At 46.1% G+C, this 26339-nt stretch carries 19 protein-coding genes; 2 read left to right on the top strand and 17 right to left on the bottom strand.

Translation table 11 applies throughout. The annotated features are described in order from the left end of the window. Positions 1 to 2: 2 nt before the first annotated feature. The 6 genes from P40081_RS08200 to P40081_RS08175 all read right to left on the bottom strand — a co-directional run bounded on the left by P40081_RS08200 (position 3) and on the right by P40081_RS08175 (position 10286). Positions 3 to 959, bottom strand: coding sequence for an ABC transporter permease (locus P40081_RS08200; RefSeq protein ID WP_042134638.1), 957 nt, complete (start codon positions 957 to 959; stop codon positions 3 to 5). Between the two features lie 230 nt (positions 960 to 1189). Continuing rightward, the gene (locus tag P40081_RS08195) at positions 1190 to 3457 is read right to left on the bottom strand and encodes a helix-turn-helix domain-containing protein (protein WP_042134636.1); all 2268 of its coding nucleotides are present in this window, start codon (positions 3455 to 3457) and stop codon (positions 1190 to 1192) included. Between the two features lie 211 nt (positions 3458 to 3668). After that, positions 3669 to 4160: a hypothetical protein gene (locus P40081_RS08190; protein ID WP_231575306.1), complete on the bottom strand. Its 492-nt coding sequence runs from the start codon at positions 4158 to 4160 to the stop codon at positions 3669 to 3671. Beyond that, positions 4144 to 4689, bottom strand: a complete 546-nt coding sequence (locus tag P40081_RS08185; protein WP_042134632.1) for a PadR family transcriptional regulator — start codon at positions 4687 to 4689, stop codon at positions 4144 to 4146. The genes P40081_RS08190 and P40081_RS08185 overlap by 17 nt, the downstream gene beginning before the upstream one ends. Before the next feature lie 230 nt (positions 4690 to 4919). Continuing rightward, positions 4920 to 8984 carry an S-layer homology domain-containing protein gene (locus P40081_RS36250; protein ID WP_081969876.1) on the bottom strand — a complete coding sequence of 1355 codons (4065 nt, stop codon included), beginning with the start codon at positions 8982 to 8984 and terminating at the stop codon, positions 4920 to 4922. Between the two features lie 252 nt (positions 8985 to 9236). Then, on the bottom strand, positions 9237 to 10286 hold the full coding sequence (locus tag P40081_RS08175; RefSeq protein ID WP_042134630.1) for an NAD(P)-dependent alcohol dehydrogenase: 1050 nt from the start codon (positions 10284 to 10286) through the stop codon (positions 9237 to 9239). Between the two features lie 120 nt (positions 10287 to 10406). Between P40081_RS08175 and P40081_RS08170 the strand changes: the two genes are divergently transcribed. Next, positions 10407 to 10814, top strand: a complete 408-nt coding sequence (locus P40081_RS08170) for a MerR family transcriptional regulator (protein WP_042134627.1) — start codon at positions 10407 to 10409, stop codon at positions 10812 to 10814. Positions 10815 to 11090: 276 nt separating this feature from the next. Here P40081_RS08170 and P40081_RS08165 read toward each other — a convergent pair whose 3' ends face one another. The 5 genes from P40081_RS08165 to P40081_RS08145 form a co-directional block, all read right to left on the bottom strand. Continuing rightward, entirely contained in the window at positions 11091 to 11756 is a 666-nt protein-coding gene (locus P40081_RS08165) for a YczE/YyaS/YitT family protein (protein WP_042134625.1), read from the bottom strand. Positions 11757 to 11761: 5 nt separating this feature from the next. After that, complete coding sequence (locus P40081_RS36245) at positions 11762 to 14365, bottom strand: glycoside hydrolase family 28 protein (protein WP_156118561.1); 2604 nt, start codon at positions 14363 to 14365, stop codon at positions 11762 to 11764. A 147-nt stretch (positions 14366 to 14512) separates the two neighbouring features. Next, a complete protein-coding gene (locus P40081_RS08155; RefSeq protein ID WP_052421719.1) occupies positions 14513 to 14929 on the bottom strand; it encodes a LytR/AlgR family response regulator transcription factor in 417 nt (138 codons plus the stop codon). 25 nt (positions 14930 to 14954) lie between these two features. Then, positions 14955 to 18038, bottom strand: coding sequence for an ATP-binding protein (locus P40081_RS08150; protein WP_042134623.1), 3084 nt, complete (start codon positions 18036 to 18038; stop codon positions 14955 to 14957). 293 nt (positions 18039 to 18331) lie between these two features. Then, on the bottom strand, positions 18332 to 18931 hold the full coding sequence (locus P40081_RS08145; protein ID WP_042134622.1) for a TetR/AcrR family transcriptional regulator: 600 nt from the start codon (positions 18929 to 18931) through the stop codon (positions 18332 to 18334). A gap of 163 nt (positions 18932 to 19094) precedes the next feature. Here P40081_RS08145 and P40081_RS08140 point away from each other — a divergent pair, with 163 nt between their 5' ends. Next, positions 19095 to 20555, top strand: coding sequence for an MDR family MFS transporter (locus tag P40081_RS08140; protein WP_042134620.1), 1461 nt, complete (start codon positions 19095 to 19097; stop codon positions 20553 to 20555). Positions 20556 to 20749: 194 nt separating this feature from the next. Here the strand turns inward: P40081_RS08140 and P40081_RS08135 are convergent, their stop codons facing one another. From P40081_RS08135 to P40081_RS08110, 6 genes are all read right to left on the bottom strand, one after another. Beyond that, entirely contained in the window at positions 20750 to 21829 is a 1080-nt protein-coding gene (locus tag P40081_RS08135; RefSeq protein WP_042134618.1) for an alkene reductase, read from the bottom strand. A 42-nt stretch (positions 21830 to 21871) separates the two neighbouring features. After that, on the bottom strand, positions 21872 to 22570 hold the full coding sequence (locus tag P40081_RS08130) for an SDR family oxidoreductase (protein WP_042134616.1): 699 nt from the start codon (positions 22568 to 22570) through the stop codon (positions 21872 to 21874). A gap of 150 nt (positions 22571 to 22720) precedes the next feature. After that, entirely contained in the window at positions 22721 to 23299 is a 579-nt protein-coding gene (locus tag P40081_RS08125; RefSeq protein ID WP_042134614.1) for a TetR/AcrR family transcriptional regulator, read from the bottom strand. Between the two features lie 107 nt (positions 23300 to 23406). Continuing rightward, entirely contained in the window at positions 23407 to 24183 is a 777-nt protein-coding gene (locus P40081_RS08120; protein WP_042134612.1) for an SDR family oxidoreductase, read from the bottom strand. Then, entirely contained in the window at positions 24180 to 25190 is a 1011-nt protein-coding gene (locus P40081_RS08115) for an NADP-dependent oxidoreductase (RefSeq protein ID WP_042134610.1), read from the bottom strand. Before P40081_RS08115 ends, P40081_RS08120 begins: the two co-directional genes overlap by 4 nt. Positions 25191 to 25203: 13 nt before the next feature. After that, on the bottom strand, positions 25204 to 26205 hold the full coding sequence (locus P40081_RS08110) for an NADP-dependent oxidoreductase (RefSeq protein ID WP_042134608.1): 1002 nt from the start codon (positions 26203 to 26205) through the stop codon (positions 25204 to 25206). Positions 26206 to 26339 lie beyond the last annotated feature (134 nt).

The following is a 26339-nucleotide window of genomic DNA, read 5'->3' as shown; positions in this document are numbered from 1 at the left end:
TTCTATAATATTCCATCTTCACCGAGCTTTTTAGCGACGCGATCTGCCGTTATTACAAGAATAATTCCGATAACAGATTGGAATAATCCAAGCGCGGTCGCCCGGCTGAAATTACCGGATTCAATCCCCCAGCGGTATACCAGAACCGGTATGGTTGTTGTGTACTCTGTGGTAGCCTTGTTCTGCAGAGCGAAGATGCGCTCGAACGAGCCCTCCATTACTTTCCCCAGATTCATGATCAGCAGGGTTACGATGGTTGCACGGATAGAAGGTACCGTAATATTCCATACCTTTCTCCAGCGTCCTGCTCCATCGACCGTAGCCGCTTCATACATCTCCGGGTTGATCCCGCTCATCGCCGCCAGATAGATAATCGTGCCCCAGCCCATGCTCTGCCACACACCGATAGCCAGATAGCTGATCAGCCAGTTCGTGTCTTCCTGCAGGAACGGAACGCGGGTACCGCCCATCAGTTCAATCAGATTGTTAATCACACCGCCGCCTTCACTAAGAAGCTGATATGCGATGGCCCCGATAATGACCCAGGACAGGAAATGCGGCAAGTACAGCAGCGTCTGATTGATGCGTTTGAACCGGATACTTTTGACCTCATTCAGCAGCAGCGCCAGCAGAATCGGCATCGTGAAGCTGAAACACAGATCCAGAATATTCAGCAGCAGCGTATTACGGACGGCAGGAGCAAAGTCAGGCTTGGCGAAAATATCCTGGAAGATTTGGAGGCCCACCCATTCACTGCCCCAGAAGCCTTTTGCAATTTTGTAGTCTTTAAAAGCGATTACAAGTCCGGTCATCGGCAGATACTTGAATACGATTACAAAAGACAGTGGAATCAATACCAGGAAATAGAGCTGCCAGTCACGCTTTAAAAAATACCCGGGCCCCTGTTTCTTTCTTAATAGAGCATTTTGATTTGTCTTTGAAGCGTTTGCAACTTTCAAAGTCTCACCTCCTACATCATTTTATCTCTGTGCCAGTTGCATCCACCGGCCTGAGCTCTATGCTATCTCCATTAGCCGGTTTTGAATACGATGAGTAATGCTGCTGGCCATTAAAACTGACAACCACGCGGTTTATAAGGCCTCCGCAGCAGCAATATGATCAAATATGATAGGCTAAAACGTTTTCATTAAGAGTCATGAATGGAATAATTACGGCCAGAAGCAGGCCCTTAAGAGCTTTTGGTCTTGGCTGTTTTGTAGCTGCTCGGCGGCATGCCCTCGTATTTGCGGAAAAACCGGTTGAAGCTCTGTACATTAAAGTAGCCCACCTCTGCCGCAATCTGTTTGATCGTCAGGTCGGTATCCAGCAGCAATTCCTTGGCCTTCTCGATACGCAGCTGGTTCAGATAATCAATCATACTCTTGCCGGTTAAGTCATACACAATCTTGCGCATATAGGAATAGCTGATGCCAAAATCATGGCTCATATCCTTCAATACAATTTCTTCACGGTAATGATCCTGCAAATATTGAATGATCCGTTCCCCATGATTGGCTTCACGGGTACCCCGGTCCAGGTCCTGCACGATTTCTTGGAAGAACCCGTGCAAATATTCCTCAAGCTCATCCAGCGTATCCATCGATGCCAGAAGAGTGTAGATGTTGCCTTTCCCCATAATCATTCTTCCGGTACTGATATGATTCTCACGGAGATGCTTGATCGTCGCACCCAGCAGCTGGTGATAAATGAACATAATGTTATCGTAGGAAATATTCTCTGCTGAACCGATCTGGCAGCGGATGACCTGGAGCTCCTTAAGTATCCCGTTCAGATCGCCGGCATCCAGGAAGTTGAGAATCCGCCGCTCGCTGCTCTCGGAATCCATATATTTACGGCTGTTCTCCTCTTCGTCCTGCCAGTACATCACGCTTCCGGCTCCCTTAATCATCCGCTGCTTAATCAACTCCATCGCTTCGAACAACCGCTGGGCTACCCTTTCGGGTGCATCTGCCAAGCCGCTTACCCCTATGGTGACAGAATGCCCCAACAGCTCTAGCGACTCCTCCCGGATTCTGTCCAGCGCCTGATCGATCCGGTCACAACTCTGCTCATCCCCGCCCGGAGCAAAGTTGATTACAATCACAATACATCCGTCACTGTGATAGACAGAACGGGCCAGAACCCCCTCCGGGAACAGGCTCTCGTACTTCGCGTTCAGCAGGTATCCGTGGTAGCTGCGTGTCTCGAGATTCGTATTGCCAACATACACTCTGTACTGGTCGATGGAGACCACAGCTATTCTGTAATACAGCTCAGGGAAGATTTCCGTAATCCGGGGCGGAATCTCTCCGCGCAACAGGCGGTGAACGGCGAAGCTGCGGGTGTCCTGTTCGCGCTCCTGCAGCAGCTGGAACAGGCCTTCCTCCTCCTCCTGCATCCGCTTAAACGCCACATTCAGAAAGGCAAGCTCATTCTTATTGACTACCTCCAGATTACTTTTCGAGCGTATCATCCGGACTAATTGCCGGAGTGGTCTGGACATCCAGGTAGCGAGAAAGACCGCCAGTACCGTTCCCAGCACAATAATAGCTCCGGTAAGCAAAATAATATTCCCCTGCATATCCCGTGATTTGGTCATCAGCTTATCCATCGAGCTCCAGCTTACATTCCACCATCCGGACAATGCCGAGCGGCTCCATGCGTAAACCATCCGGTTGCCGTCCAGCTCGCGGAATGTATAGCCCTCGCTTGAATCCTGATTCAGGATTTCCTGTAGGAAGGGCTGCTCAAAGCCGTCGGTGAGCAGCAGCGACTTGTCACTGTGTGATATTACTTTTCCGTCAGATCCAAGGAGCAGGGAATGGCCGTCCCCGGCCTCTGCCGTATTCAGATATTTGCCGATCTGACTCTCCCGCATATTGACGACAATCAATCCGTCCGTCGTGGAGGAGAGACGATTGAGAGGGTACACATAGGACACCACATGATCGCCCGTGCCCAGCACGCGGGGTACCCACACACCGCTGATTCCTCTCTGGCCTGCCAGAGCTTCGGATGTCCAGCCTACCTGCTCATACCGCTCCAGCTTCGTAACCGCATTGTCTGTAGAAATAACATAATCGGAGTTATTCAGATAAAAATATGAGGAATAAACACCGTCTACACGGCGGTTCAGGTTCAGCAGTTCATTCATCACAGACAAGGCCTTGGTCACGTTAGTGTAGCTTGCGTTCACCTCGTCATACGTCTCGAAGCTGCGGATGCGTTCAAATACATTGGTTGCAGCCAGACGCGCCGTATCCTGGGCGAGATTGGCCAGTGCATTCTCATTTAACTTGCGGTTGGCATTGAGACCGGCAAGTGCAGATTCACCGATGGCTGTCTCTGAGTTTTCTATGATCTGTGCCCCGCTATACCACGTCAAGATCGCTGCCGGAATGGCCATGATACAGAATAGAATCAATGCCAGCTGTAGCATCATCGGTGTTTTTTTCATGGTGTGCCCCCTGTTCCTACGATAAATTTATCTAAAATAAAGAAGCCCCGCATACACTGGGCTTCTCTGCTTATACCTTTAGATTGATGAAGAGTAGCTTACCTGCGTAAATACTGTTCTATGATAATACCATAAAATAGGGTTCTCGGTCTGGTCATTTGCTCATAGATTGTCGAACATTGTATGTGTACACATGTACTATCTCCCAAGCTCAGCGTGTACTGGCTTTGTTAAACTTCTTTTCAATATTTTCAGCAAATTTCACGCCCTCACCGGCCAAATGTTGTCTCATAAAGAACCCCCCAAGGCCGTTTATCCAAGCTGCCATAGCCAGCAACCGTGAGGGGAAGTCTGCACCAATCGTACAGCTGAATTCACAAGAGTTACGGTCAATAGGCGTAATCTTCATTTCCCATGGCACTCCGACAATGGCGGGTATCCACCGCATGATATAGGCTTCTGTCCGGTCAGAGTAGAACCGCAAATGATCCTCTGCATGCTCTTTTAACTGATAGTGCTGAACAATCATCTCATTCCCCATATTCTCCACATTAACCATATAGAACTCACCTTCTTCAAAATAACTGCCCATTGCCTTGTGGCCCTTAGAGAATGATTCATATTCACCTGGAGTCATCTCCGTCACCCATTTGTACAAATCCACCTTGTCCGCTGCAATCTGCAATTTAAATTTCTTCGTCATTCTCATTGTTATCTTCCTTCTTTCCTGTAATTTCGCTAATGATTTCCTCGTGCCAATTCATAATCATCTGATAATATTCTTTGCCAAACCTCAACGTCGCGTGTTCGTATACACCCATCTCTTGAATGTGCTTCTCTTCTATTAAAGTAAGCTTGTTGTATTCACTGGCGACAGTGGTGCGGAAGCTGGCAATCAGCCGGGCAACCTCATGCTCGTCAAGATATTTATAGAAGAACAGCTTATTTAAATACTCATAATTGAACGGGGAAAATGTACAGGGTGTCTGTAGCCATTCCATATACTCACCCTTCCCCTTTTCCGTGATCCCATAGGCTTTCTTGAATCTGCCCTCCTCTACCCCTTCTTCAGCCTTGACCAGTTCCCCCTTCTCCATTTTCTTGAGCATAGGATAGATGCTGCCGAAGCTGGCATCAATAAAGTTGGAGGTGCTGCGTATCATCTTCTGCTTGATTTCATAGCCTGTCATATCCTTTTCACACAGAAACCCGAGTATTACATATATAAGCATTCATTCCCTCCTTCTTCAGTACGACATATAGCGGGTTTATATATAATACATTGATATATATCGTTTCGATATATTGAATATATGACTTCATGGCCGGTTTGTCAATAGCATTTGCTGTGCATACAAAAAAAGCCCCTTAAAGTTCCATCAGATAACTCAAAGAGTTTTCCAATATCACTATAAGAGGGGCTTTTAATACTGCAGTTGGTTCATCATTCCGTTATTTGAATTCAGTTGATAAATAAAGTGTTATCAAATAAATAATAAAGGTTTCCCTTATCATCATAGAAGATGTTGGTCGCACCGGCTAAATTAATGGATTTGACCTTTTGGAAGGTTGTAAGGTCATAGATTCCGTTTCTCCCCAGTGCCGTATTACTCGCTTCATCCACTGCATAAATTGGTTCCGGGAATGTCCCCTTAATTTCCTGCAAGTTATCCTTATTAAAAGCCTTGTTCTTCACAATGATCATTCCCAGACTTTCCACTAATAAGGCCGGCGCATCCATCGGTTCTCTGGTTAGGCCCGGATATTCCAGAATGGACTCATCAACCTTGATGATACTGCCATCTTCATTAATGGAGTAGGCGTACACATCTGAACCGGCATATCCGGCATCCCATCCATACTGACTCCAATAATAGAATTTGCTGTTATCACTGGTGAATACCATATCTCCGATACCATCATCAGTTATTATATTATCTCTGCTTAGCTGGAAAGTCGCTTCATCAAAAACCAACAGCGTTGGAGACCAGTCACCTAATACGATATACAGATGGCCTGACTTGTTATAAATATGGCGATCTGAGAAGTCCCGGGAATCCGGAGGATTCGGATACACCAAAGTCCGGGTGACTGAATAATCACTTAAGCTCACCTCAGTAACCAGATTATCAGCGTCCTTATTCACGATATACAATTTTGTTCCATCTTCTGATACAGTCAGCCCTGCCGGCTTATAAGGTAGAGATACTTTTTCTATAACGGTTTGGCTTGCAGTATCTACTACAATTAATTTTCTGAACGCTTGATCAATAGCATAAACCTTAGTGTCAGCAGAGTCGTATACAGCGTCTACAACCGTTCCGCCCAAATAAATCCCCGGTGTACCTACCGGCGGTACTTCCTCCGTAGTTGGTTTATCAGCAAATTCAAGAATCGTCTTACCTTCTAAGGTAGTCAATGCGAGCAATTGATTGTTTCCGTCAAAAATCCGCTGGCCGGCTCCATCTACTGGAATAGTCTCAACTTTGCTGAAATTACTGTAGTCATAAGAGTTGATTAGATGATCTTGAACAGTATAGAACCTGTCATGCTTCAAATCGAACACCATATCCTCATAATTCCCATCCAGTTTATACACAAAGTTCATATCACCAAATCTGTCATACGTGGTTGAGAATATAGTTCCTGCACCATTGAAAAGATACTTTCCGTCCGGCGATAAATGAATCTTCGTCGTCAGCGGGTAATCTCCGTGATAAGGAGAATCATAACTGCCTATGAATTCGCCATATTTGGCAGTAAATGTTCCAATATCTCTTGGAAACGAATTTGTATTAACGGTGTACAGCTTATTCATTGTCGGGTGCATAAGAATGTGAGTTGCATGACTAATGGTAGAAGATCCGATGGGTGTAAAAGAATCTCCAGAATAAGACCGGATTTTCGTCCACTGGCCTGAGCCGGATGAAATATACACGTAGCCTTCACGGTCCACTGCAATGCTATAAGGGTCCAAATTGATATCGTAGATATGGCTTAAGCTGAGAGTTGCCGTATCCACAACAGCGACAGCACCTTTTTGCTGTTCATCAAAAATGTACGGAGAATGCTCCGCTTTCAACAGACCCACATACAATTTGCCATTCGCATACGCTATACTTTCGGGAGGCAATTCAAACGGAATAACAGTTGTCTCCCGGGTCTCATAGTTAATGGCAACTAGTTTCTTATTTTGTTTGTCTGTTGCATATATAATTGGTTTGCTCGGGTCTTGAACGCTATCAGTAACATTGAAATCTAATTGCATATGCTCATTCATAAACGTTGTAGCTGAAACGGAACTGCTGAGTGCCGATGCAGTATCATTTGCCATTGCCATTACTTTATAGTAAACCGTTGTGTTCGGTGCATACCCGCTATCTGTATAAGAGGTTCCGGTTACCTGAACATTGGCTCCTGAATTATCCCTAATAGGACTATAAGTTCCATCTACTGAACTGCTGGTGAAAATATGGTAGTACTCAGCTCCAGACACTGCATCCCACTTAATTTTGATATCTGTTTTGGAGGAAGCAGTTGCGGAAACAAGCGCCGGGGCCGGTAAACTATTCACAATCCCCTGATAAACCCATTTTTTGCCCAAACCATCCCATTTTGCTTTTATAACCAGATAATCCCCGTAGAATACTTTAATTACATCACCATCCACCAAAGGAGTGTTGTCCGCAGAAGCCTGAGCTGAATGCAGGACAATACCATTCTGATTTACTTGGAAGTGGACATCGAGCACCCCTGTGTAATAAACAGCAGGATAATAGGACCCATTCATAAGTGATTTGCTAATCAATAGAGTAGGTAAAAAGTCAACGTATTCATCATTGGAAATGGCAGCAATATATTCAGCCGGAGGGAGAGTGCCTCCCTTTACCGTATAGACCCCAACTTGTTCTGCCGTATTCTTGTAGGTTGTCTCATAACCTGTTTCAGCAGTATCATCAAACAACTCCCATTGCAGTTTACTATAGTTACCAGTTTCCTCAAACCTGGCATACAATTGATCTTCAACCAAGAACACTCCCAGCACTTCTGGAAGTTCAACGGGCTGCGGCTGAGGAGTAGGGCTCGGGCTTGTTCCGCCACCGCCACCCCCTCCACCGCCGCTACCACCGCCACCGCCTACTGCTGGGGCAGCTGGCAGTTGTACGCTTGAGGCAAGCTGCTGTGCGGCAGCTTGCTCCGCGCCTACTTCTTTGCCGTTAATAACAACCGAAAAGCCTTTGGCCACAACATAATCCTTAATTTCCTGTTCGAATTTAGAACCACTGGCATTAATGAATGTCTTTGCAATCGTGCCTTTTCCCTTTACTAGGGCAGAAGCATTCAAGGTTAATTGTTTCAGCACACTGCTTTCAGCTAAATTCAACGTACTCGCCGCCGCCTCTTTGGCTACCTCGAGCGCACCAATCTCAGACTTCTCAAGAACATTAACTATTGAAGGTTTCTTTATTGCTATAGTTTTGAAGCTGCCGCTTAAATCAACAAATTCATCTGCCTTTGAAAGATCCAGTTCAATGGATTCAAAGCCGGATTCTTTATTGGTCCCCTCCAGCTTGGCTCCTGTTTTTACAATTGTTGTACCAATCCGGGTATTGCCTTGAGCTACTATGCGGACTCTCCCCGGCTGCCTATTCACAAGCATTTGGTTTAGTTGGGAGTCCAGCAGATGAATACTATCCTCCCCGCCGCCTGCTACAACTGTTCTTCCCGATACAGTCACCTGATCGAGGTTCACTTCACCAGCACCAATACCCGCTGTTAACAGTAAATCCCCTTCAATTTTGGTATTCTTCAAGGTAACCCCTGGCGTGTTAATAGTTAAATTTCCCGATATTGTTGTTAATTCTGTTCCGCCAACGGTCCCTTTGTCCATAACAAGAGTACCCATTACTTTATCCAGTATGGCAACAGCCTCTGCCCTCGTAATCGTCTGGATAGGTCTTAATGTGCCATCCGGGTAACCATTTATGTATCCTTTACTCACAATTTCATTCAAATAGGTTTTGCTCCATGCCGGTACTACGCCGTAATCATTAAACGCCTTTATTGCTGAATCATCATTAGAACCCTTAAGCTGCAGCAGCATGTACAGCATTTTTGCGGCTTCCTGCCTGCTAATTGCTGCCTCAGGCCGGAATGTATTGTCTTCAAATCCGGAAATATACCCGGCTGACTTCGCTTTTCCAATTTCGGAATAATACCATTTATCTGAACTTACATCTTTAAAAGCTTCCTGCGACTCGTTCTTAAAACCAAACGCTTTATTGACAACCGAAGCAAACTCAGCCCTTGAAATGCTTGCATTCGGTTTGAACGTATGATCTACGTATCCCGAAATCAAACCCTTATCTAGCCATCTAGAAATTTGGCTGCTTGCCCAACTGCCATGAATATCAGTCATGTTGTCAGTTGACTGTGGTGCAGCAGCAAGTGCAATTCCTTGACTTCCAAAAACTAAATTCACTAGAACGATCATCCCTAACACAACACTCAAAATTCTTTTCCTCATAATTCCCCCCTGTGATTCCGACAGACTAGATAATCTTAAATTAGGTCCATCGATCCAATAGAATCATATAATAAACAAATATCCAAGTCTATACAATAAACCCATAACTCTAGGTAAATATTATGACAGTTAGCATGAATGAATACGGCTGCTTAAACGTACAAAAAAAGCGGCCGCCCCCTTGCCCAGCAAGGATGCAGCCGCTATATTAACTGAAGCAGAAAAGATACATATTATTAAACAATACGCCCCTTATTCCTTACCCATCGTGCTGATATCAATGACAAACCGGTAACGGACATCGGAGGCGAGTACACGTTCCCACGCTTCATCAATCTGGTCGGCAGAGATAACCTCGATCTCAGAGGCAATGTTATGTTCGGCGCAGAAATCAAGCATCTCCTGCGTCTCACGGATTCCGCCAATCATCGATCCGGCAAATGAACGGCGGTGGCCGATCAGCGAGAATACGTTAACGGCCAGCGGGTCAGCAGGCGCACCGACATTGACCAAGGTACCATCCAGCGCCAGGAGCGATAGATAAGCATCGATATTAATCTGCGCGCTTACCGTATTTATGATCAGGTCGAACGAACCGGCAAGCTGCTTGAATGTCTCCGCATCGCTAGTCGCATAATAATGATCCGCCCCTAGTTGCAAACCGTCTCCCTTCTTCTTCAGTGACTGTGACAGAACCGTAACCTCAGCCCCCATAGCATGAGCGATCTTCACAGCCATGTGTCCAAGTCCGCCAAGACCTACTACAGCTACATTTTTGCCTGGAGCGGCTCCCCAATGGCGAAGCGGTGAATAGGTTGTGATTCCGGCACATAACAGCGGGGCAGCAGCGTCTAGCGGAATAGCGTCTGGAATCCGGACCACGAAGTCCTCTGTCACCACAATATGGGTGGAATACCCGCCCTGTGTATAGTGACCGTACCGGTCGGTAGCTCCATAGGTACCCGTATTTCCATGCAGGCAATACTGCTCCTCGCCTTTATGGCAATTACTGCACTCTCCACAGGAGTCGACCATACAGCCCACCCCTACCCTGTCACCAACGGAATACTTTGTAACTCCGGAACCGACCTGGCTGACAATCCCGGCAATCTCATGGCCTGGAACGAGCGGATACTTGACTGGCCCCCACTCCCCGCGGGCGGTATGAATGTCCGAGTGGCAGATCCCGGCGAATTTAATCTCAATCAGAACATCCTGCGGCTGAAGCTCCCGGCGCTCAATGGTCGTTAGCTTGAACGGGCCTTCCTGGCTGAATGTAGCGCGTGCATTAACTTGTATCATGGTGTAACCTCTCTTCTTGTTCATAGTAGAATCCGTAAGGACGACTTTACAAACCATATGATATTACTTAAAGTTAACTCTAAGTCAAGCACAAAATACAATTGAGACTGGAGATTCGTGATGAAGACATACTCTATAACTGAGGCTGCAGAACATTTCAATATGACACCGCATACTCTGCGTTACTATGACAAGGAAGGTCTGATGCCCTTTATCGAAAGGACCTCCAGCGGAAGACGCGTGTTCAAGGAAGCGGATATGGAAGCTCTAAAAATAATTGAATGTCTGAAATCATCCGGGATGCCGATTAAGGAAATCAAACATTTCATTGAGTGGTGCTCTGAGGGAGATTCCACATTGCAGCAGAGATATGACATGTTCCTGGAGCGGAAAGCCTCAGTTGAAGCACAGATGGAGGAGCTGAAGAAAACGATGGAAGTCATCGAACATAAATGCTCTTATTATAAGACTGCCTTAGACAGCGGTACGGAAGATATTCATAAAACCAAAAAGGTGACCAGCTTTTAACGGGAGGATGTGAATCGGGAAAAGCAGAATTTGGTGGTTCACCCGGCCGGGCGTTCACCCTATACCTGAAGCCGATTCAAGCCTGAACGATGAAAAAGGGGCCTCTGGCAAGCTGGACGAAATTGTGGGTGCTCTGATGGGTAATGATCCGGAGGTGTCGGCTCCCGGTATTGCACCGGATCACAAGGATAAACGGGAACCCAAGGACTGAGTATACGACAAAAGGGTAGCCGGGCTTGCAATATTTTGCAGAGTCCGGGCTACCCTTGTTTAATGTTAACTCAGCGAAATAGAATCTTCATTTGCTGGCGGACCTTTTTTTGCCAGAAGCTTGTTCGTAAAACTCACATTAAAGAAATGAATGATCGGGCCAAGGCCCAGTGCGGACACCAGCGTCCCCAAACCGATGATGCCTCCGAACAGGAAGCAGATCAAAGCACAAAAAGCGTCTGTAAACATCCGGTGCCAGAAATAAGAGATTGCCGGAAACTTATTTCTCATAATCAGGGACAGGCTGTCATAGGGAGCGATTCCCACATCCGACGTCTGATACATGGATACCCCGAAGCTGCAGATCACCACACCAATCGCCACTGTAACCACCCGCTGCCACAATAGCTGAGGTTCGCCGAGCAGCTCCAGCCAGGTACTATGAAAGAAGGTAGCGATGTAACCCAGCAAAATGGCGTTTACGAAAGTTCCGGCTCCAATATACTTCCGTCCGGTAATAAATTCGATTACAAACAACACCAGGTTCAGTAAGATTAGAAAATTCGCATAGGCGAGCCCGCTGGAGTCTGCAAGTGCCATCACCATTCCGCTGAAGGGATCATTCCCCATTCCGGACAGCTTAAAAATGCTGATGCCCATCCCCAGAAACACATTCCCGATAAGCATAATGATCAATCGTTTGGGGTCTACTGAATTCATATATCTTTTCATATAGTTCATCCTACAACCTTAATGCTGACATTCATCTTGACCGGGATTATCCCGTCATCAGCAATAAAAGTGGCAGTGTAAGGTTCATCACGAACCGCAGCAGAGGCAGGAGTCCAGCTAAACATACAAGCCTGGCCTGGTACAAAAGAGGCAGTGTCAAAAGTTGTCCCCTCAGGCAGATTGCCCGTTGTTACAGTCATCGGCTCAGCAATCCCCTGAACTGCCGGGTCCTTATCTGGACTGTATTCGTTATAAATACTGCCATCGGTCTCCCGGGACGAAGTCTCGAATGCAGGCTGTCTGGCTACAACAGCAAAGGATAGCGTCTCACCTGCCTTCACGCTCTGTGCCGGAACAACTGTGAAGAAGGGCCGGAATACCGTTTGAGGCAAAGGATAATCTTCGGTTGCAGACGGATATGTATAGCCGTTTTCGGGAATTGCAACAGTTTCATACGGATACAAGCTGTCCTTCGGCGTGCCTGGAGCAGGCGCCTCCACTTCTATCCTTTTGACGGACAGATTGCTGTCCATTGTCACATTCTCAACTGCAGTCTGCTGATACGGATAATCCGGCACATATTCCAGGCCTGCGGGCCGTTTGAAGCTGCTGCTTACCAGTACGACTTCTTCTACCCCCTGCGCATGGCTGGCATGGATATGTTCAAGAGCGCCACTTACAACATCATCAAGCACAATGGGATACCGGGTATCTTCCGTCATATAGCGCAGCTGAATCTCCTTCAGATACAGATTGTCCACATGCCTGGCGTACAGACCATAAGCCGGCAGGATTCCCCAGTTGCTGGGTTCAGGATACACCTCCGGCAGCTCTGGTACATTGAACGGCGCATCTTTCCACGCTCCTGCTTCCGGATTCCATTCCACCCGGGGCAATAACCCTTCATTTTTCAGGAAAAAGGTGTTCACCAGCCACGGCAGCAACTGAATGCTGCGCTTCGGACTGCCGTACCGGGTATACTCCCAGTTCGTATTCAGCTGGCGCTGTTCCACCGCATGCTCCAGACTTAGACCACCGCGGTACTCCACTTGAATATTGGAGATCGAGACATTTTTAATCCGGTTGCCTACCAGCCCCATCAGTTCAATGGGATAGCGGGGGTCGACATTCTTAGCGGTAATATTGCGGATGATAATATCGTGAACATTGGCTATACGGCCGCTACCATTGGCATTGCCATACAGCTGCAGCTCGCTTTCCTGTAATTCCTTAGTGTAGTCAGGCACATACTTCTTCGAGTGCTCATCGTAGCGGACAGCAAACCATTTGCCGCCCTCTTCATGATAGTTAGCAGGGTTCAACCGGCAAGGCTGCTCAGGGTCTACAACATTAAAAGCAGACACACTGTCCACAGAAACCTTGCGTGTTCTGTTATAGGCTGGCAGATAGCGCCTTGCCGGATACACCTGATACGGTTCCTTGGCCGGCAGCACCCAGTTAGGCTGGTCCAATCTTACATTTGGTGCTGCATCCCGTGCCGCTATCAACTCTTCCCCGGTGCTATTCCCCGTGACCGGGAAACGTCCCCGGTCTCCTATTTTGATGAAAATAGGCGAGCTGCTGATATCCTCCATCGTGGAATCCTCAAAAATAATATGGCTTAAGTCCGCCCCGTCGACGGCCTCAAGGGCAAAACCTCTCGACCGTTTAAACGCTACGCGGCGGACCGTGACACAATCATAACCACAGGTAGATTCCGTACCCAGCTTGACGCGGGCGGTAGGACCGCAGCGGTCTGTTGCAATCAGCTTGTCCTGTGTATACGTTCCCGCATATACGGAGCCTGTGTCGTAGCCGCTAACCACACAGTCTTCAATCAATACATTGCGGAGCGGCATAAAGATTCCACCGCCATAGGAGGCCTTCAGCACAATAGCATCGTCGGTTAATGAATTGAAGGTGGAATGAACAATGGTCACATTCTCGCAGCAGTCCACATCAAACGCATCCCGGTTCGTATCCACAAGAATATGCCCGACATGCAGATTCTTCACACAGGTTGCTATAATGGCAAAATGGCCGCCGGCCAGGATAGAAAAGTCGCAGAATGCGACATTCTCGCACCGCACCATCGCAATCGCCTTATTGCCGAACCATTCACCGCGGTGACCGGGCTCGTCCCGGCGCAATGGCTCATGCGGGTCCCCGCCCATCAGAACCTGCTCCAGTTCTCCCTCATCATTCAAAGAACTTCCATCCAGCAGCCCGGGCCCATAAATCATCACATTCCGGATATCCGCGCCATAAATCAGGCTGTTGGCAAAGTACGTATGACCGTGATCCTGCAGACCAGCATATAAATTAACCTCAGGCTCTTCATAATTGCCGCCTTCCCCGTTCTGCTGCTCATAGGAATGACGGATATCCGTTCTTGCTGCAGAAAGTACGCTGCCTGCCGACAAGTACAGATTGACGCCGCTTAAGAGACGAATCGTGTATACCCTGAAGCTGCCTTCAGGAATTATCACAGTGCCGCCTTCTGCAGATGCTGCCTGAATAGCGCGGTTAATCGCCTTGGTATTCTCCACAGGCGCATTCTCCGTACCCGCCCCATAATTGCGGATATCAAATGTATGCGTTTCCTTCATTAAATAGCCTCTGTCAAAAGGACACCCTGTTGCTTCCGTTACTTGAAACATAATAGCCTCCAATGGATTAGGAACAACCCGAACCGGATCATCCTGGCAGTTTTCTCTTATTATATCTTTTTGCTGTTTGATCTGCAGTTTCATAATTTATAAACCTGAGTCCAAGTCAATTGATTTTCCTGCTGCGACCGATGGAAAATCTTTTGTAATATAATTGTTGAGCCGTTGAAGGGTACGTGCCAAAGCATCCTCGTCAACCGGCTTAAGCAGGTAATCGGCAGCATTTACGCGGAAGGCCTCCAGTGCATATTGATCATAAGCCGTAATAAATACAATTTCCACGTGCTCGTCTAGCTCAATTAAGGAAGCGGCCAATTCCAGCCCGTTCATTCCGGGCATATCAATATCCAGAAAGACTGCATCAGGTCTTAGCCGGGTGAATTCATGCAGCAGCTCTGTATATTTGGTATATGCCCCAACCACTTCGACATCGTCACGGCACTCCAGGATTTGCACAAGCCGCTGGACCGCCAGCCGTTCATCGTCAACAATTGCAACTCTCATGAATGACCCTTCCCTCTTCTAAGGCTTACGCGTAATGCTGAATTTTGAACTGAAACCGAACGCTTGTCCATTCCCCTTCTTCACTGGATACCTGTAATGCTTCTCCATAGAAATGCTTCAGTCTCCGCTGAATATTTACGAGTCCAACTCCCCTTCTTTCGGAAGAAGCCCTTTCGCTTGTCCATAAGGCTTGGATTCCCGTCTCACTAATACCGCCCCCGTTATCCCACACCTCCACATAAACCGTATCCTTGTCCAGGGAGATGGAGATTCTGACCGTTCCTCCCTCCATTTTCTTCGTTACCCCATGCCGGATAGCGTTCTCTACCAAAGGCTGTATCGTCAGCGGCAAAATCTTTCGCTTCAGTACCTGCGGGTCCACATCATATACAACCGTAAGCCTCTCCTCAAACCGGGCTTCCTCAATTTGCACGTAAGCATCGACCAGCTGTAATTCGTCCTCGATCCGGACAAAGCTGTCAGGCTTCGGGTCAAAGCTTCTTCTTAAGTAATAGCTTAAATGCATAATCAGCTTCTCTGCACGCGCGCCGTCTGTCCGGCATAAGGCAATAATCGAGTTCAAGGAGTTGAACAAGAAATGCGGTTTGATCTGCGACTGGAGAAAATCCACCTCTGCCTTCAAAGCTTCTTCCACTGACTTCTTAAGCTTCAGGAGCGTTTCCGTTCTGGCCCTGACCTCTGCAGCATCAAACGGCTTGATGATATAATCATTCGCCCCTGCCTTGAAGCCGGCAGCAATATCGCTATTGCCGTAACGCGCCGTCAGCAATACAACAGGCAGCTCAAATAGGGAATATTGCCCGCGGATCTCTCTGCAGACTTCAACCCCCGACATTTTGGGCATCATTACATCGAGCAGAACCAGGTCGATATCAGAGCGTTTCTTCAACATTTCCAAGGCCTCCAGCCCGTTGGTCGCCCAGATAACCTGATAAGGCTCATTGGCAAAAACCCGGGACAGGACCTGGAGATTGGATGGTTCATCGTCAACGGCCAGCAGCGTGAAGGTGCTCTTGCTCCGGCCTGGTAATTCCGCCATGCCCCATTCTTCGCTTATGGAGGCAGATTCCTTGGCTGCTTCGTAATCCGGGAGTGAATTCCGGGCTGCTTCGGCAACCGGAAGTGTAAAAGCGATGCCCGTCCCCTGCTCCGGCTCTGACCATTCTACCTTGATGGTACCGTCCATCAAATGCAGCAGCTTCCTGCAGATAAACAACCCCAGTCCTGTTCCCCCGTACTCCTCTGGAGAGTGTGCTTGCTCAAAGGGCTGGAATATAGCCTCCCAGTCAGATAAGCTCATCCCCACTCCGGTATCCTCCACCACAACTTTGACCTGACCCTCTATCACCTGAGCATGAATCGTAATCATACCCTCATGAGTAAATTTCACCGCATTGCCGACCAGATTGTGGAGGATTTGCCTGAGCCGGTTCTCATCCGCATAGACGAGGGGCAGATGCTCCGGTACGGCATTGACAAATCTGATTTTTTTACCAGTAATCAAACCCTGGAATAAATCGAATACGAGGGAGACAGACACACGGACATCCACACCGGTTAGTTGAACCTTTAGCTCGTTACGTTTGATTTTCTCCATATCCAGAATGTCATGAACCAGTCCCGAGAGCCTTCTGGAGGTATCTCTGATCAGGGACAGATTCTGGATATGGCTTGCGCTGAGTTCTCCGGCTTCTGCTTCTGCTCCGGCTCCTGTCTCCAGCATGGATTGGGATAAATTAATGATTCCGTGAAGCGGAGTCTGGAATTCGTGAGAGGTATGCAGCAGGAACTCGTCTTTCTGCTTATCCGCCTGCTGTAGCATTACAGCCATTCCTTCTATCGTCTTATACGCTTCCGAATACCGGTAAGACAGGAGGAAGGAGGCCAGAAAACAAAAAATCAATATGGAGCAGTATCCTATGGTGTAAGTGGGTGTCAGGCTGCTCAGATACAACCCGTAATCAAACAGCCCTATTACATATCCGCCTAAGGCCAATATAAAGAGGAGCAGTGTCCGTTTGCTGAATTCTCCATACCTGCCCTTCAGGTATGAATGAAGCATCAATCCCAGAATGATGACATAGATGAATAGCTGCAGATAGCTGAATACCGCATTGAAACGCGAATACCATTGAAACGGCGTGAGCAGCACAAAGCCGATGTACAATGCCGTCACACCGACAACACTATTAATTAACCACTCAGGAATCATGCTTTTACACATAGTCTTAATAAACATGACCATCGTGATCAGGGAGAGATACAGCGATACGGCTTGAATCTTATAATAAATCTCATGCGGCAGATTCACATACTCAACCAGAATCCGGTCACCGTTGCTGGCAAAAGACCAGGCGATAATAATGCAGCTGAGTCCGAAATAAAGAAGTCCTCTTTCCTCTCTCCGTATAATAAACACACTAAGCTGATAACACCCGAGCATAAGGAGAGATACAATCAGAATTAAATTGAGAATGGTTGTATGGGTATTCAGCTTAAGAATTCCCCCGGCGCTCCCGAAATAAAGGCTATAAGGAATCCCGCCCTGCGAATTCTCATAATTCGCTGCATGGATAATGATCTCCGCCGTATCTCCCTGTACCGTAAAAAAGGCATTGTACGGTTTATTCTCATACCTATACAGGCTTTCGAATTCCGCGGGCTTACCGCTGCCGGCAACCCTGTCCCCGTTCACGTAGATCTCGCTGGCCATGCGGATGTTGGATATTCTAAGCCCATACATCGTTGCCGAAGGCTCAAGCTTAACCTTCAGACGGTAGGTAACGGCTCCTTGGCTATTTAGACCCCCGTCTTCATTCGCATGCTTCCAAAAACCGGGTACCTGCATATATCCAGGAGAAACAGAAGGTGTCCCCCCCGGCCTGAGCAGCTGATCCCAATAAAATTCCCATTGTCCATCCAGCGAAACGACCTGTTCTCCCTGAAAATTCCATGCGCTCAAATCCAGTACACCATGCCGGGCGGGAGCGGGGTTCTGGGCTTTATGATCAGAGGCTTTCACTAGGCCGAATAATATAGCAAAACATCCGAGGCCCACTATAATCAGGCCCATCAGCATTTTTCTCATCTTGAGGATCTACTCCGTTTCTCAGCCTTATCTTTATTCATTTCAATACAGCTTTAGTTCCATCATATCATCTGTACCATGTAGAGGCATGTCCTTTTCTTGCGCATGCTCTATTACGATTCTCCTAGAAGCAATTCGTAGAAATTGTGAAGATTATGTAGATTAATTAATTGAAATAAAGCCCAATATTAATGATCACACAAAAAACCAGCAGGATTGAGACTTCAATCTCTCATTCCTGCTGGTTATCTTTAATTCTCCAGCTAGTTCCCTTATCGCCTAAGATCAACAGATTAAAAACGAACATGAGCAGAACCAAGTCTCGAGATTTGTGAAAATAAAATAGCCATCTCAGTAGGCAATAATTGAAAATCCTGTTGAATCCAAAATTGCATGGTCCCCACATAAGCTGAAGCCAGGTAGGCAAACAAATAATACTGTTTATCGGGAACATCGCTCGGCTTAATCTGCTTATGCTGCAACAGATAAGCATGGAGAAATTGTTTTTTTAATAATTCTGTCAGTTGTAACGAAAACACATTATCTCCTGTTGACCCCATAAAAACTTGGAAAAACCTTTTTTGTTCTATGACATACTCGAATGGCCGTACATAACCGGAAGGAGGCTCCATAAGAGGCTGAGTACTTCCAATAGGATGACTAATTTTTTTTATAATTGCCTGAAATTCCTCTAAGATATCATTCTTTAGTTGTTCATGAAAATCATGGATGTCCTGATAGTGTAGATAAAAAGTACCTCTATTTAATCCGGCATGTTCTGTTAGTATTTTTACAGTAATGCTCTCCAGAGGCATCTGCATAGCCAAATCAAGCAACACATCCCGCAATTGATGCCGGGTTCGCAAAATACGACGGTCTGTTTTCTCTTGCACTGCCTCTCCTCCTAAAAAAAACAGGATTTACTGATCATTTCAATTCCGGCTGTTGATTAATAAACACAGATCCGGGAAATGTTCATCGAATTTTTATACGTTTTGATTATAATCATCTACAAAGATTTAATCAACACGACGTTCACTAAAAGGAGAAAAAGAGATGGCAGAACAACCTATTTATCTTAACGAACCTACTACGAGAGAGAATACCGCTTTACCCAGAAAAACATTTATTTTTATGCTAATGGCAATTATACCCGGCATGATGATGGTGATGATTGACAGTACCGCAATGAATGTGGCAATTACCAATCTAAGCCATAATTTCAATGTCTCTTTTGACACTTTGCAGTGGGTGATTACAGGTTATATGCTGGCTATGTCGGTTACGATTCCGCTTTCGGGCTGGTTTTCAGACAAAATCGGTGCAGCAAGAGCATTTATGGTTACAGTCACTTTTTTCGTTATCGGCTCAGTGCTGTGTGCAATGGCCCAGGATGTACATCAGTTAATTGTCTTCCGGATCATACAAGGCTTGGGTGGGGGGATGATCCAGCCCATTGGCATGGCTATGATCTTCCGTCTTGCTCCTGACAATAAAAAGGGACAGATCATGGGGATGCTTGGCATTCCGATGCTGCTCGCTCCCGCTTCCGGCCCCGTCTTATCCGGCTGGCTGTTGGAGGCCATAAGCTGGCATTGGATCTTCTGGATTAATGTCCCGATCGGAATGATTACATTAGCTTTAGCAAGCCGTCACTTATTGAAAAAAAATCCGCCCCGAATATCTGTTATCTCCAAAGAAAAGAAATCCTTGGATGCGCTCGGCCTCTTCTTGGCTCCTTCTGCATTTGTTCTGCTTGCACTAAGCATTAATCTTAAATCCAGCCTTTGGGCAGGATGGCTGATGGGAGGAGCTGGTTTCCTGCTACTGGTTTGGTTATGGTTTCATGAACTGAGACATCCCCATCCCATTCTCGAAGTGCGTGCTTTTCGTGAAGTACGATTTAGAAGAGGGATGCTGATCAGCTGGATACAGTATATAGCGCTCAACGGCTCGCTCGTATTCATCCCTCAATACTTGCAGAACTTCAGAGCCTATAGCCCGTTCGAGGCTGGGTTAGTCATGAGTATGTTAGCGGTAACCTCAGGACTTCTAATGCCGGTTAGCGGCAGGTTGTTTGATCGCATTGGAATTCGTCCGCTTGCTGGATCAGGGCTCAGTGTAATCGGTTTAGCCTTGTTACTGTTATCTCAAATGAATAAGGATACAAGCGGTATGATGATTGGCGGAATAGTAGGATTGATGGGTATTGGCATGGGATTATGTATGATGTCACTTAACACTTACATTCTGCAATCAGCACCTCCTGAATCCATCAGCCGAGTTACGCCGATGACCTCAGCCAGTGCTGATCTAGTGATTCCCCTCGCTATCGCAGGTCTTAATAATTTCCTTTTAATGCGTACCACGATGCGCGAAACTGAAACTGTGAGCAGTGCATCAGCCGGACTGGGTGCATATTCCGACACTTTCATGTTAGCTGCTTGTATTGCTCTTGCCGGAGCATTGCTCAGTCTACTTCTCAAGCCCAATCAGAAGAATTCAGAACCTCAATAGTAATCCGAATTCACTAACAAAAAGCAACTTATCCGCGGATAAGTTGCTTACTTAATCTTGATTAATAACGGATAATATTTCGAATCATAATTCAAATTCCTATCAAGGACTCCAGAAACCGGCGGATTAATTCCTTTACAGGCTCTTGCTTTTCAAATAACCAAAAGTATCATAGATACTTCTACAATATATCCTTAGCCCTTCTGCAATTCCAATTCTTTCAACGTAGGATAGTCCGTATAACCCTTGCTTCCACTACCATAAAATGTTGCAGGATCTGCTTCATTTAATGGAGCGCCTGCTTTAAGTCGTTCCACAAAATCCGGATTAGCCAATGACCATACCCCAATAGGTGCCAGATCAGCAAGACCACTCTCGATATCAACACCAATATTCTCCAGTCCCCGTCCAGCCCGATTGACTAACAACGGATTCTTCCACAAGGAACGTATATCCTGAAGCAATTCTTCATTGCCGAGGTGCATCACATGAAGATACGCTAAATTCAGTTTCGCTAATTCTTGCGTTAAGTAACGGTAAAGATCAGGACCTTGTTCGCCATCTTGAATCCCGCCAAGAGGGGTCCCTGGCGAAATGCGGAAGCCGGTTCTCTCTGCCCCGATCTCGTCAACGATGGCTTTTGCTACTTCAATCGCGAAGCGAGCTCGATTTTCTATTGATCCACCATATTCATCCGTACGTTTATTGGAATTTTCACCGATAAATTGGTTGATTAGATAACCATTTGCTCCATGAATTTCAACGCCGTCAGCGCCTGCTTCAATAGCAGCGGCCGCAGCTTTACGATAATCTGCAATGGTTATTTGAATCTCTTCTTTACTCAACTCACGTGGTACGGGGATATCCTGCATGCCTGTAGCCGTAAACGTTTCTACTCCTGGTGCAATTGCAGAGGGTGCAACGGGCTGCCGGTGATGAGGCGTATTGTCAGGGTGCGACACACGACCGACATGCATTAATTGAATATAAATATACCCGCCTGCTTCATGCACTGCATCCGTAACTTTCTTCCACCCTTCAATATGCTTCTCCGTATAGATCCCAGGTGTTCTTAAGTAACCTTGACCATCATCGGATGGTTGTGCACCTTCTGTAATAAGAAGTCCCATCGATACTCTTTGAGCATAATACAGGGAGCTTAATTCTCCCGGTGTACCATCTTCCTCTGCTCTGCTGCGTGTCATTGGTGCCATCGCCAAGCGATGCGGTAATTCCAGATTGCCAACTTTTGTTTTAGTCCACAGTTTTTCCATTATTAACACTCCTCTTTAAATTTGTTTAACAAGAAATTATGATTAAGTAAGATGTGGGTATATTGCAGCAACACCACCTGCAAGTCCACCTTGTATCATTCGGCTGTTATCATCAGCAAGAATTTCAAAGCTGCCAGATTCGATGCCATCAATAGCTATTTTTGCGATATCTGAAGGGTTGGATTTGGGAGCATCTATACCGGTTGTCATATCTGTCTCCATAAAGCCTACATGTAATCCAGCTACTCTAATATTACGAGGATACAAGTTTAAACGTAAATCGTTCGTCAATGCCCATGCTGCAGCCTTCGCAGCTGTATACGCACCGGAAGCTCCCATACTAAACCAAGATAGTACGGACAGAATATTCAAAATCGATCCTCCCCCGTTTTTTTCAATGATTGGTGCAAAAGCACGAACCATGGACAGCGTACCGAAGAAATGCGTATCAAATTCCAATTGTATTTTCCCCACATCTCCTTCCAGCAAAGAAGCGCCTGTAGATGATCCTGCATTGTTGATTAAAAGCGTAACATCTTTAGCAAGGATTGCTGCTGCTGCAACCTCATCCGGTTTTGTAACATCAAGCTTTACAGGTGTAACTCCAGGAATATCAATGGTCTCCGGATTTCTTGCACCAGCGTATACTTTAGCCCCTCTGGATAGAAGTTCAAGAGTAAGCTGACGGCCCAGACCCCGGTTTGCTCCAGTGACAAATGCTACTTGTTCAGAAATGTTCATTGTATTAGCTCCTTTTTGTTTTGATTACAATTCTTCATTCAAGGGATAGAACGGCGTTCTCATTCTAGAACGATCATACTAGAATAAACACAGGCAATTATACTAATATCTTTCTAGGCTGAATCTTCAAATTAGCTTAAGTATAAATAATTACTTAGATAAAAGTTTAATCGATAAATTGGCTAGACGGTGTAATTTTTCTTTACGTATGGAGGTCCTTGTCATTACCCTTAACCCTACATAAACTGCATGCAGATGTTCCGCTAGATCGTTGGCATTATAATCTGAGCGAAACTCTCCATCCTGCTGTCCCCACAGAATAATATCTTTGAACAGCTGTTCTGATAATGTAAACAATTCTGTGGTCTTTACATCCACCTCAGCATCACGCATTGCCAATTCCACCGCTGAATTCACCATCAAACAACCTGAAGGTGAATCTTCTTCACCACATATCACGAAACTAAAAATAAGCTGAAGTGCCTCAGTTGCAGTCTTAGAGCGTTTAACTTCTCCTACAAGCTCAGCACTTACTTTATCGCGAAATCGGTCCATTGCTTTTAGAAACAGCGTATGCTTGTCGCCAAAAGTGTCATATAAACTTCTCCGATGGATTCCCATCTGCTTGACCAGATCCGTCATAGATGTCTTCTCGTAACCCTGTTCCCAAAAAAGCTTCATCGCCTTTTCTAATACCACGTTCTCTTCGAATTCTTTGCTTCTTGCCATTCTATTCCCTCCCTGTTAATCAATATAACATATTGAGAACGATCGGTAAAGAATTTTATGAATGGTAAAAACCATTAAGAATCCCTACTAATTCACACTATTCTCGTTTAATTTGATTTAAGAAGCATTTGACCCCAAGTATGCGTAATGAAATCCGGAGCGAACTTCATGGAAAAGCGCATAACCTTAGTAAAACCTGCATTTACGCGTATTTTGTTTTTTTCCATCCCTTTAATACCGACTTTAACAAGCTTCGCTAATGGCAAAGAGATCACCTTATTCATGAAACCTTCGTCAAAAGTGTCCGTGAGATTAGTTTCAGAAATAACAGGTGGACAAAGTTCCATCACATGAATGTTTTTTCCTTTGGCCCGGATTTGCTCACGTAATGCATCACTGAACATGTGGATGCCAGCCTTCGTTGCAGAATAAGTCGGTGCGTTGGCAACTGTAATATTAGCAAGTAGTGAACTAACGTTAACAACCATTGCCTCCTGTTGTTTGGCTAACAGTGGCAACAGAGCCTTGGTGATATAGATTGTCCCATTCAAGTTTGTGGCGATTTCTGCGGTTATGTGCTCGTAGGTAATAGTTTCATCAAACAAGTCAAATTCGTGTATAATACCAGCGTTATTGAAAATAATATCCAGTTTCGGATAGTGAATCGTCAGGTCTTTAGCAAGCTGCTCAACGCTTTTGGGATTACTAACATCTGCCGTCATCCCGATAAGTCCGGGATTGTTCTTTACTATCTGGTCGATGCGTTGTTGTGAACGCCCCGTGATAATCACAGTATTTCCCATGCCGAGAAAACTTTTAGCAAAAGCAAAACCAATCCCGGAGGTCCCACCTGTCACCAATATCGTTCTATTTTTTAATTTCATTCTGCATCATCTACTTTCAATATGACTTTCCCTTGGCTATGCCCTGTCGCAATCTTAGCAATCGCGGCATTCACTTGTTCAAAGGGGTACTCGGAATCAATCACCGGCTTTATGTTTGTTTTTTCAAGATACTGTGTGAAAGCTGCTAATTGCTGACCATTCGACTGCACGTATAAGAAGTCATACCTTTTCTTTTGCCATTTGGCAATTCCATCAAAAGGTGCTCCCAGTAAACTGAAGAGAATCTTCTTCGCCGTTGCCAAGTCTGTGCTTTGATTCGCGAATCGGGCATTGGGACCAGCATTTAACGACAGTAATTTGCCGCCAGGCTTCAGTATCTTAATTTGTTTACTAAATTCGCCGGCGCCCCGCGTATCAATAACATAATCATAGCCTGTCAGTATGTCAGTATAGTCCTGCGTTGCATAGTCGATAAACTCATCTGCCCCGAGTCGCTCCGCCAAGGCACGTGCTGATCCACTACCACTAACGGTCACAAACAGCCCTTGTGACTTCGCGTAAGGAACGGCCATCTGACCAAAGCCTCCCGTACCGCCGGGGATAAATAATTTGCCGCCTTGACGAGTATCTAAAATAGCTAGCGCCTGAACGATCGTCAAAGCAGACAATGGCACGGCCGCTGCTTCTTTAAAGGAAAGATTAGCTGGCATCTTAGCCACAATCGCCGCGTCTACTGCGACATATTCGGCAAACGCCCCCATCTTATCTAACGATGGCATGGTGTACACGTGATCCCCTACCTTAAAATCCATGACACCGGCTCCGACTTCGATCACTACTCCGGCTAGCTCGTTGCCCAGAGTCAATGGAAAGTCGTAATGATCAAACAACTTAACTTTGCCTGTAATCGCCAAGACAAGGTGTGGATCAACACCTGCTGCCTTAGTCTTGATTAAAACCCGTGTTGGTGTGATGGATGGAACAGCGACTGTGTTAATTTGTGCTTCCAGTATCTTGGAATACCGCGAAATTTGTGCAGCCTTCATAAGGTAACACCCCTTAAAATCGGATAATGACTTTTCCCTTGGGATGACCTGTAGCAACAAGCTTTAGTGCTTCATTGATATCATCAATTTGGAATTCTGTGGGGTCCACCGCTGGAACAATCCCGTTATCTTCAATAATCTTCGTAATTTTCTTTAATTGATCGCCATCGCTGCGAACAAAAATGAAATGATATTGAATCTTCTTTTTCTTCGCTTTGTGATCATACTTGGCCCCGGCAATGGTGAAGAGCTTTTGTTTCCAGCCTGGCAAGCCCATATGCTCGGCGAAACGTTTGTTAGGGCCGGTCCGCAGGGAAAGAAGGCGACCGCCTGCTTTTATAATCGAAAGTTCATGATCAAATTCGCTTGGTCCCAAGGTATCCATCACATAATCAACATCACGAAGTTGTTCCCAATAGTTCTCCATCGTGTAATCCATATATTGGTCTGCTCCAGCCGCCATTGTCCGTTCACGTGCTTGCGGATTTCCACTAACGATGACCTTCAGCCCCATGCTTTTGGCGATAGGAATGGCCATTTGGCCAAATGAACCAGAACCCCCGGGAATAAACACGCTTTCTCCAGCTTTGGCAGCCAATTCTTCATGCAAACCTTGATAAGCAGTCAATCCTGTTAATGGAGCAGCAGCACCGGTCACAAAATCCAGATTAGCGGGCAAGTGCCCGATGGCATCCGCATGAATCGCCGCGTATTCTGCAAAGGCACCGATTTTTTGTAGTGGCAGGCGTGAATAAATGGCCTCACCAACTTCAAATCCCCGGACGTTTTTACCGACCTTTTCAATAACACCCGTCAGCTCATTACCGAGTACTAATGGAAACTCATAATCCTGAATCAGCTTGACGCTTCCGGTCCCGATGAGCAATTCCAAATGATTAACCGCCGCTGCTTTCACCTTGACCAAAACCTCGTTTTCACTTATTTCCGGGACTGGAATATCATTGACTTCTACCGTGAACTTTTTTGAATACTTGGTAATCTGCGCCGCTTTCATAATTAATAGCCTCCTATGCGCTGAGTAATAAGTAACATTTTATTGTTTTTGTAACTTATGCATCAAGCATAATATCAAAGGTTACAAAAGTCAACAATTGTTACCCAACATTTTATATGATAAAATAGAGACAG

Source organism: Paenibacillus sp. FSL P4-0081 (assembly GCF_000758565.1).
In the GTDB taxonomy this organism is placed as follows: Bacteria; Bacillota; Bacilli; order Paenibacillales; family Paenibacillaceae; genus Paenibacillus_AQ; species Paenibacillus_AQ phytohabitans.
The sequence above is the reverse complement of the archived record's forward strand: the minus strand, read 5'-3'. Positions and strand labels throughout refer to the sequence as shown.

What these genes read in the sequence shown, in the direction of transcription:
- P40081_RS08195 (WP_042134636.1), bottom strand. Translation starts at nt 3,457, where the DNA reads ATGAAAAAAACACCGATGATGCTACAGCTGGCATTGATTCTATTCTGT.
- P40081_RS08190 (WP_231575306.1), bottom strand. Translation starts at nt 4,160, where the DNA reads ATGACGAAGAAATTTAAATTGCAGATTGCAGCGGACAAGGTGGATTTG.
- P40081_RS08185 (WP_042134632.1), bottom strand. Translation starts at nt 4,689, where the DNA reads ATGCTTATATATGTAATACTCGGGTTTCTGTGTGAAAAGGATATGACA.
- P40081_RS36250 (WP_081969876.1), bottom strand. Translation starts at nt 8,984, where the DNA reads ATGAGGAAAAGAATTTTGAGTGTTGTGTTAGGGATGATCGTTCTAGTG.
- P40081_RS08175 (WP_042134630.1), bottom strand. Translation starts at nt 10,286, where the DNA reads ATGATACAAGTTAATGCACGCGCTACATTCAGCCAGGAAGGCCCGTTC.
- P40081_RS08170 (WP_042134627.1), top strand. Translation starts at nt 10,407, where the DNA reads ATGAAGACATACTCTATAACTGAGGCTGCAGAACATTTCAATATGACA.
- P40081_RS08165 (WP_042134625.1), bottom strand. Translation starts at nt 11,756, where the DNA reads ATGAAAAGATATATGAATTCAGTAGACCCCAAACGATTGATCATTATG.
- P40081_RS36245 (WP_156118561.1), bottom strand. Translation starts at nt 14,365, where the DNA reads ATGAAGGAAACGCATACATTTGATATCCGCAATTATGGGGCGGGTACG.
- P40081_RS08155 (WP_052421719.1), bottom strand. Translation starts at nt 14,929, where the DNA reads ATGAGAGTTGCAATTGTTGACGATGAACGGCTGGCGGTCCAGCGGCTT.
- P40081_RS08150 (WP_042134623.1), bottom strand. Translation starts at nt 18,038, where the DNA reads ATGAGAAAAATGCTGATGGGCCTGATTATAGTGGGCCTCGGATGTTTT.
- P40081_RS08140 (WP_042134620.1), top strand. Translation starts at nt 19,095, where the DNA reads ATGGCAGAACAACCTATTTATCTTAACGAACCTACTACGAGAGAGAAT.
- P40081_RS08135 (WP_042134618.1), bottom strand. Translation starts at nt 21,829, where the DNA reads ATGGAAAAACTGTGGACTAAAACAAAAGTTGGCAATCTGGAATTACCG.
- P40081_RS08130 (WP_042134616.1), bottom strand. Translation starts at nt 22,570, where the DNA reads ATGAACATTTCTGAACAAGTAGCATTTGTCACTGGAGCAAACCGGGGT.
- P40081_RS08125 (WP_042134614.1), bottom strand. Translation starts at nt 23,299, where the DNA reads ATGGCAAGAAGCAAAGAATTCGAAGAGAACGTGGTATTAGAAAAGGCG.
- P40081_RS08120 (WP_042134612.1), bottom strand. Translation starts at nt 24,183, where the DNA reads ATGAAATTAAAAAATAGAACGATATTGGTGACAGGTGGGACCTCCGGG.
- P40081_RS08115 (WP_042134610.1), bottom strand. Translation starts at nt 25,190, where the DNA reads ATGAAGGCTGCACAAATTTCGCGGTATTCCAAGATACTGGAAGCACAA.
- P40081_RS08110 (WP_042134608.1), bottom strand. Translation starts at nt 26,205, where the DNA reads ATGAAAGCGGCGCAGATTACCAAGTATTCAAAAAAGTTCACGGTAGAA.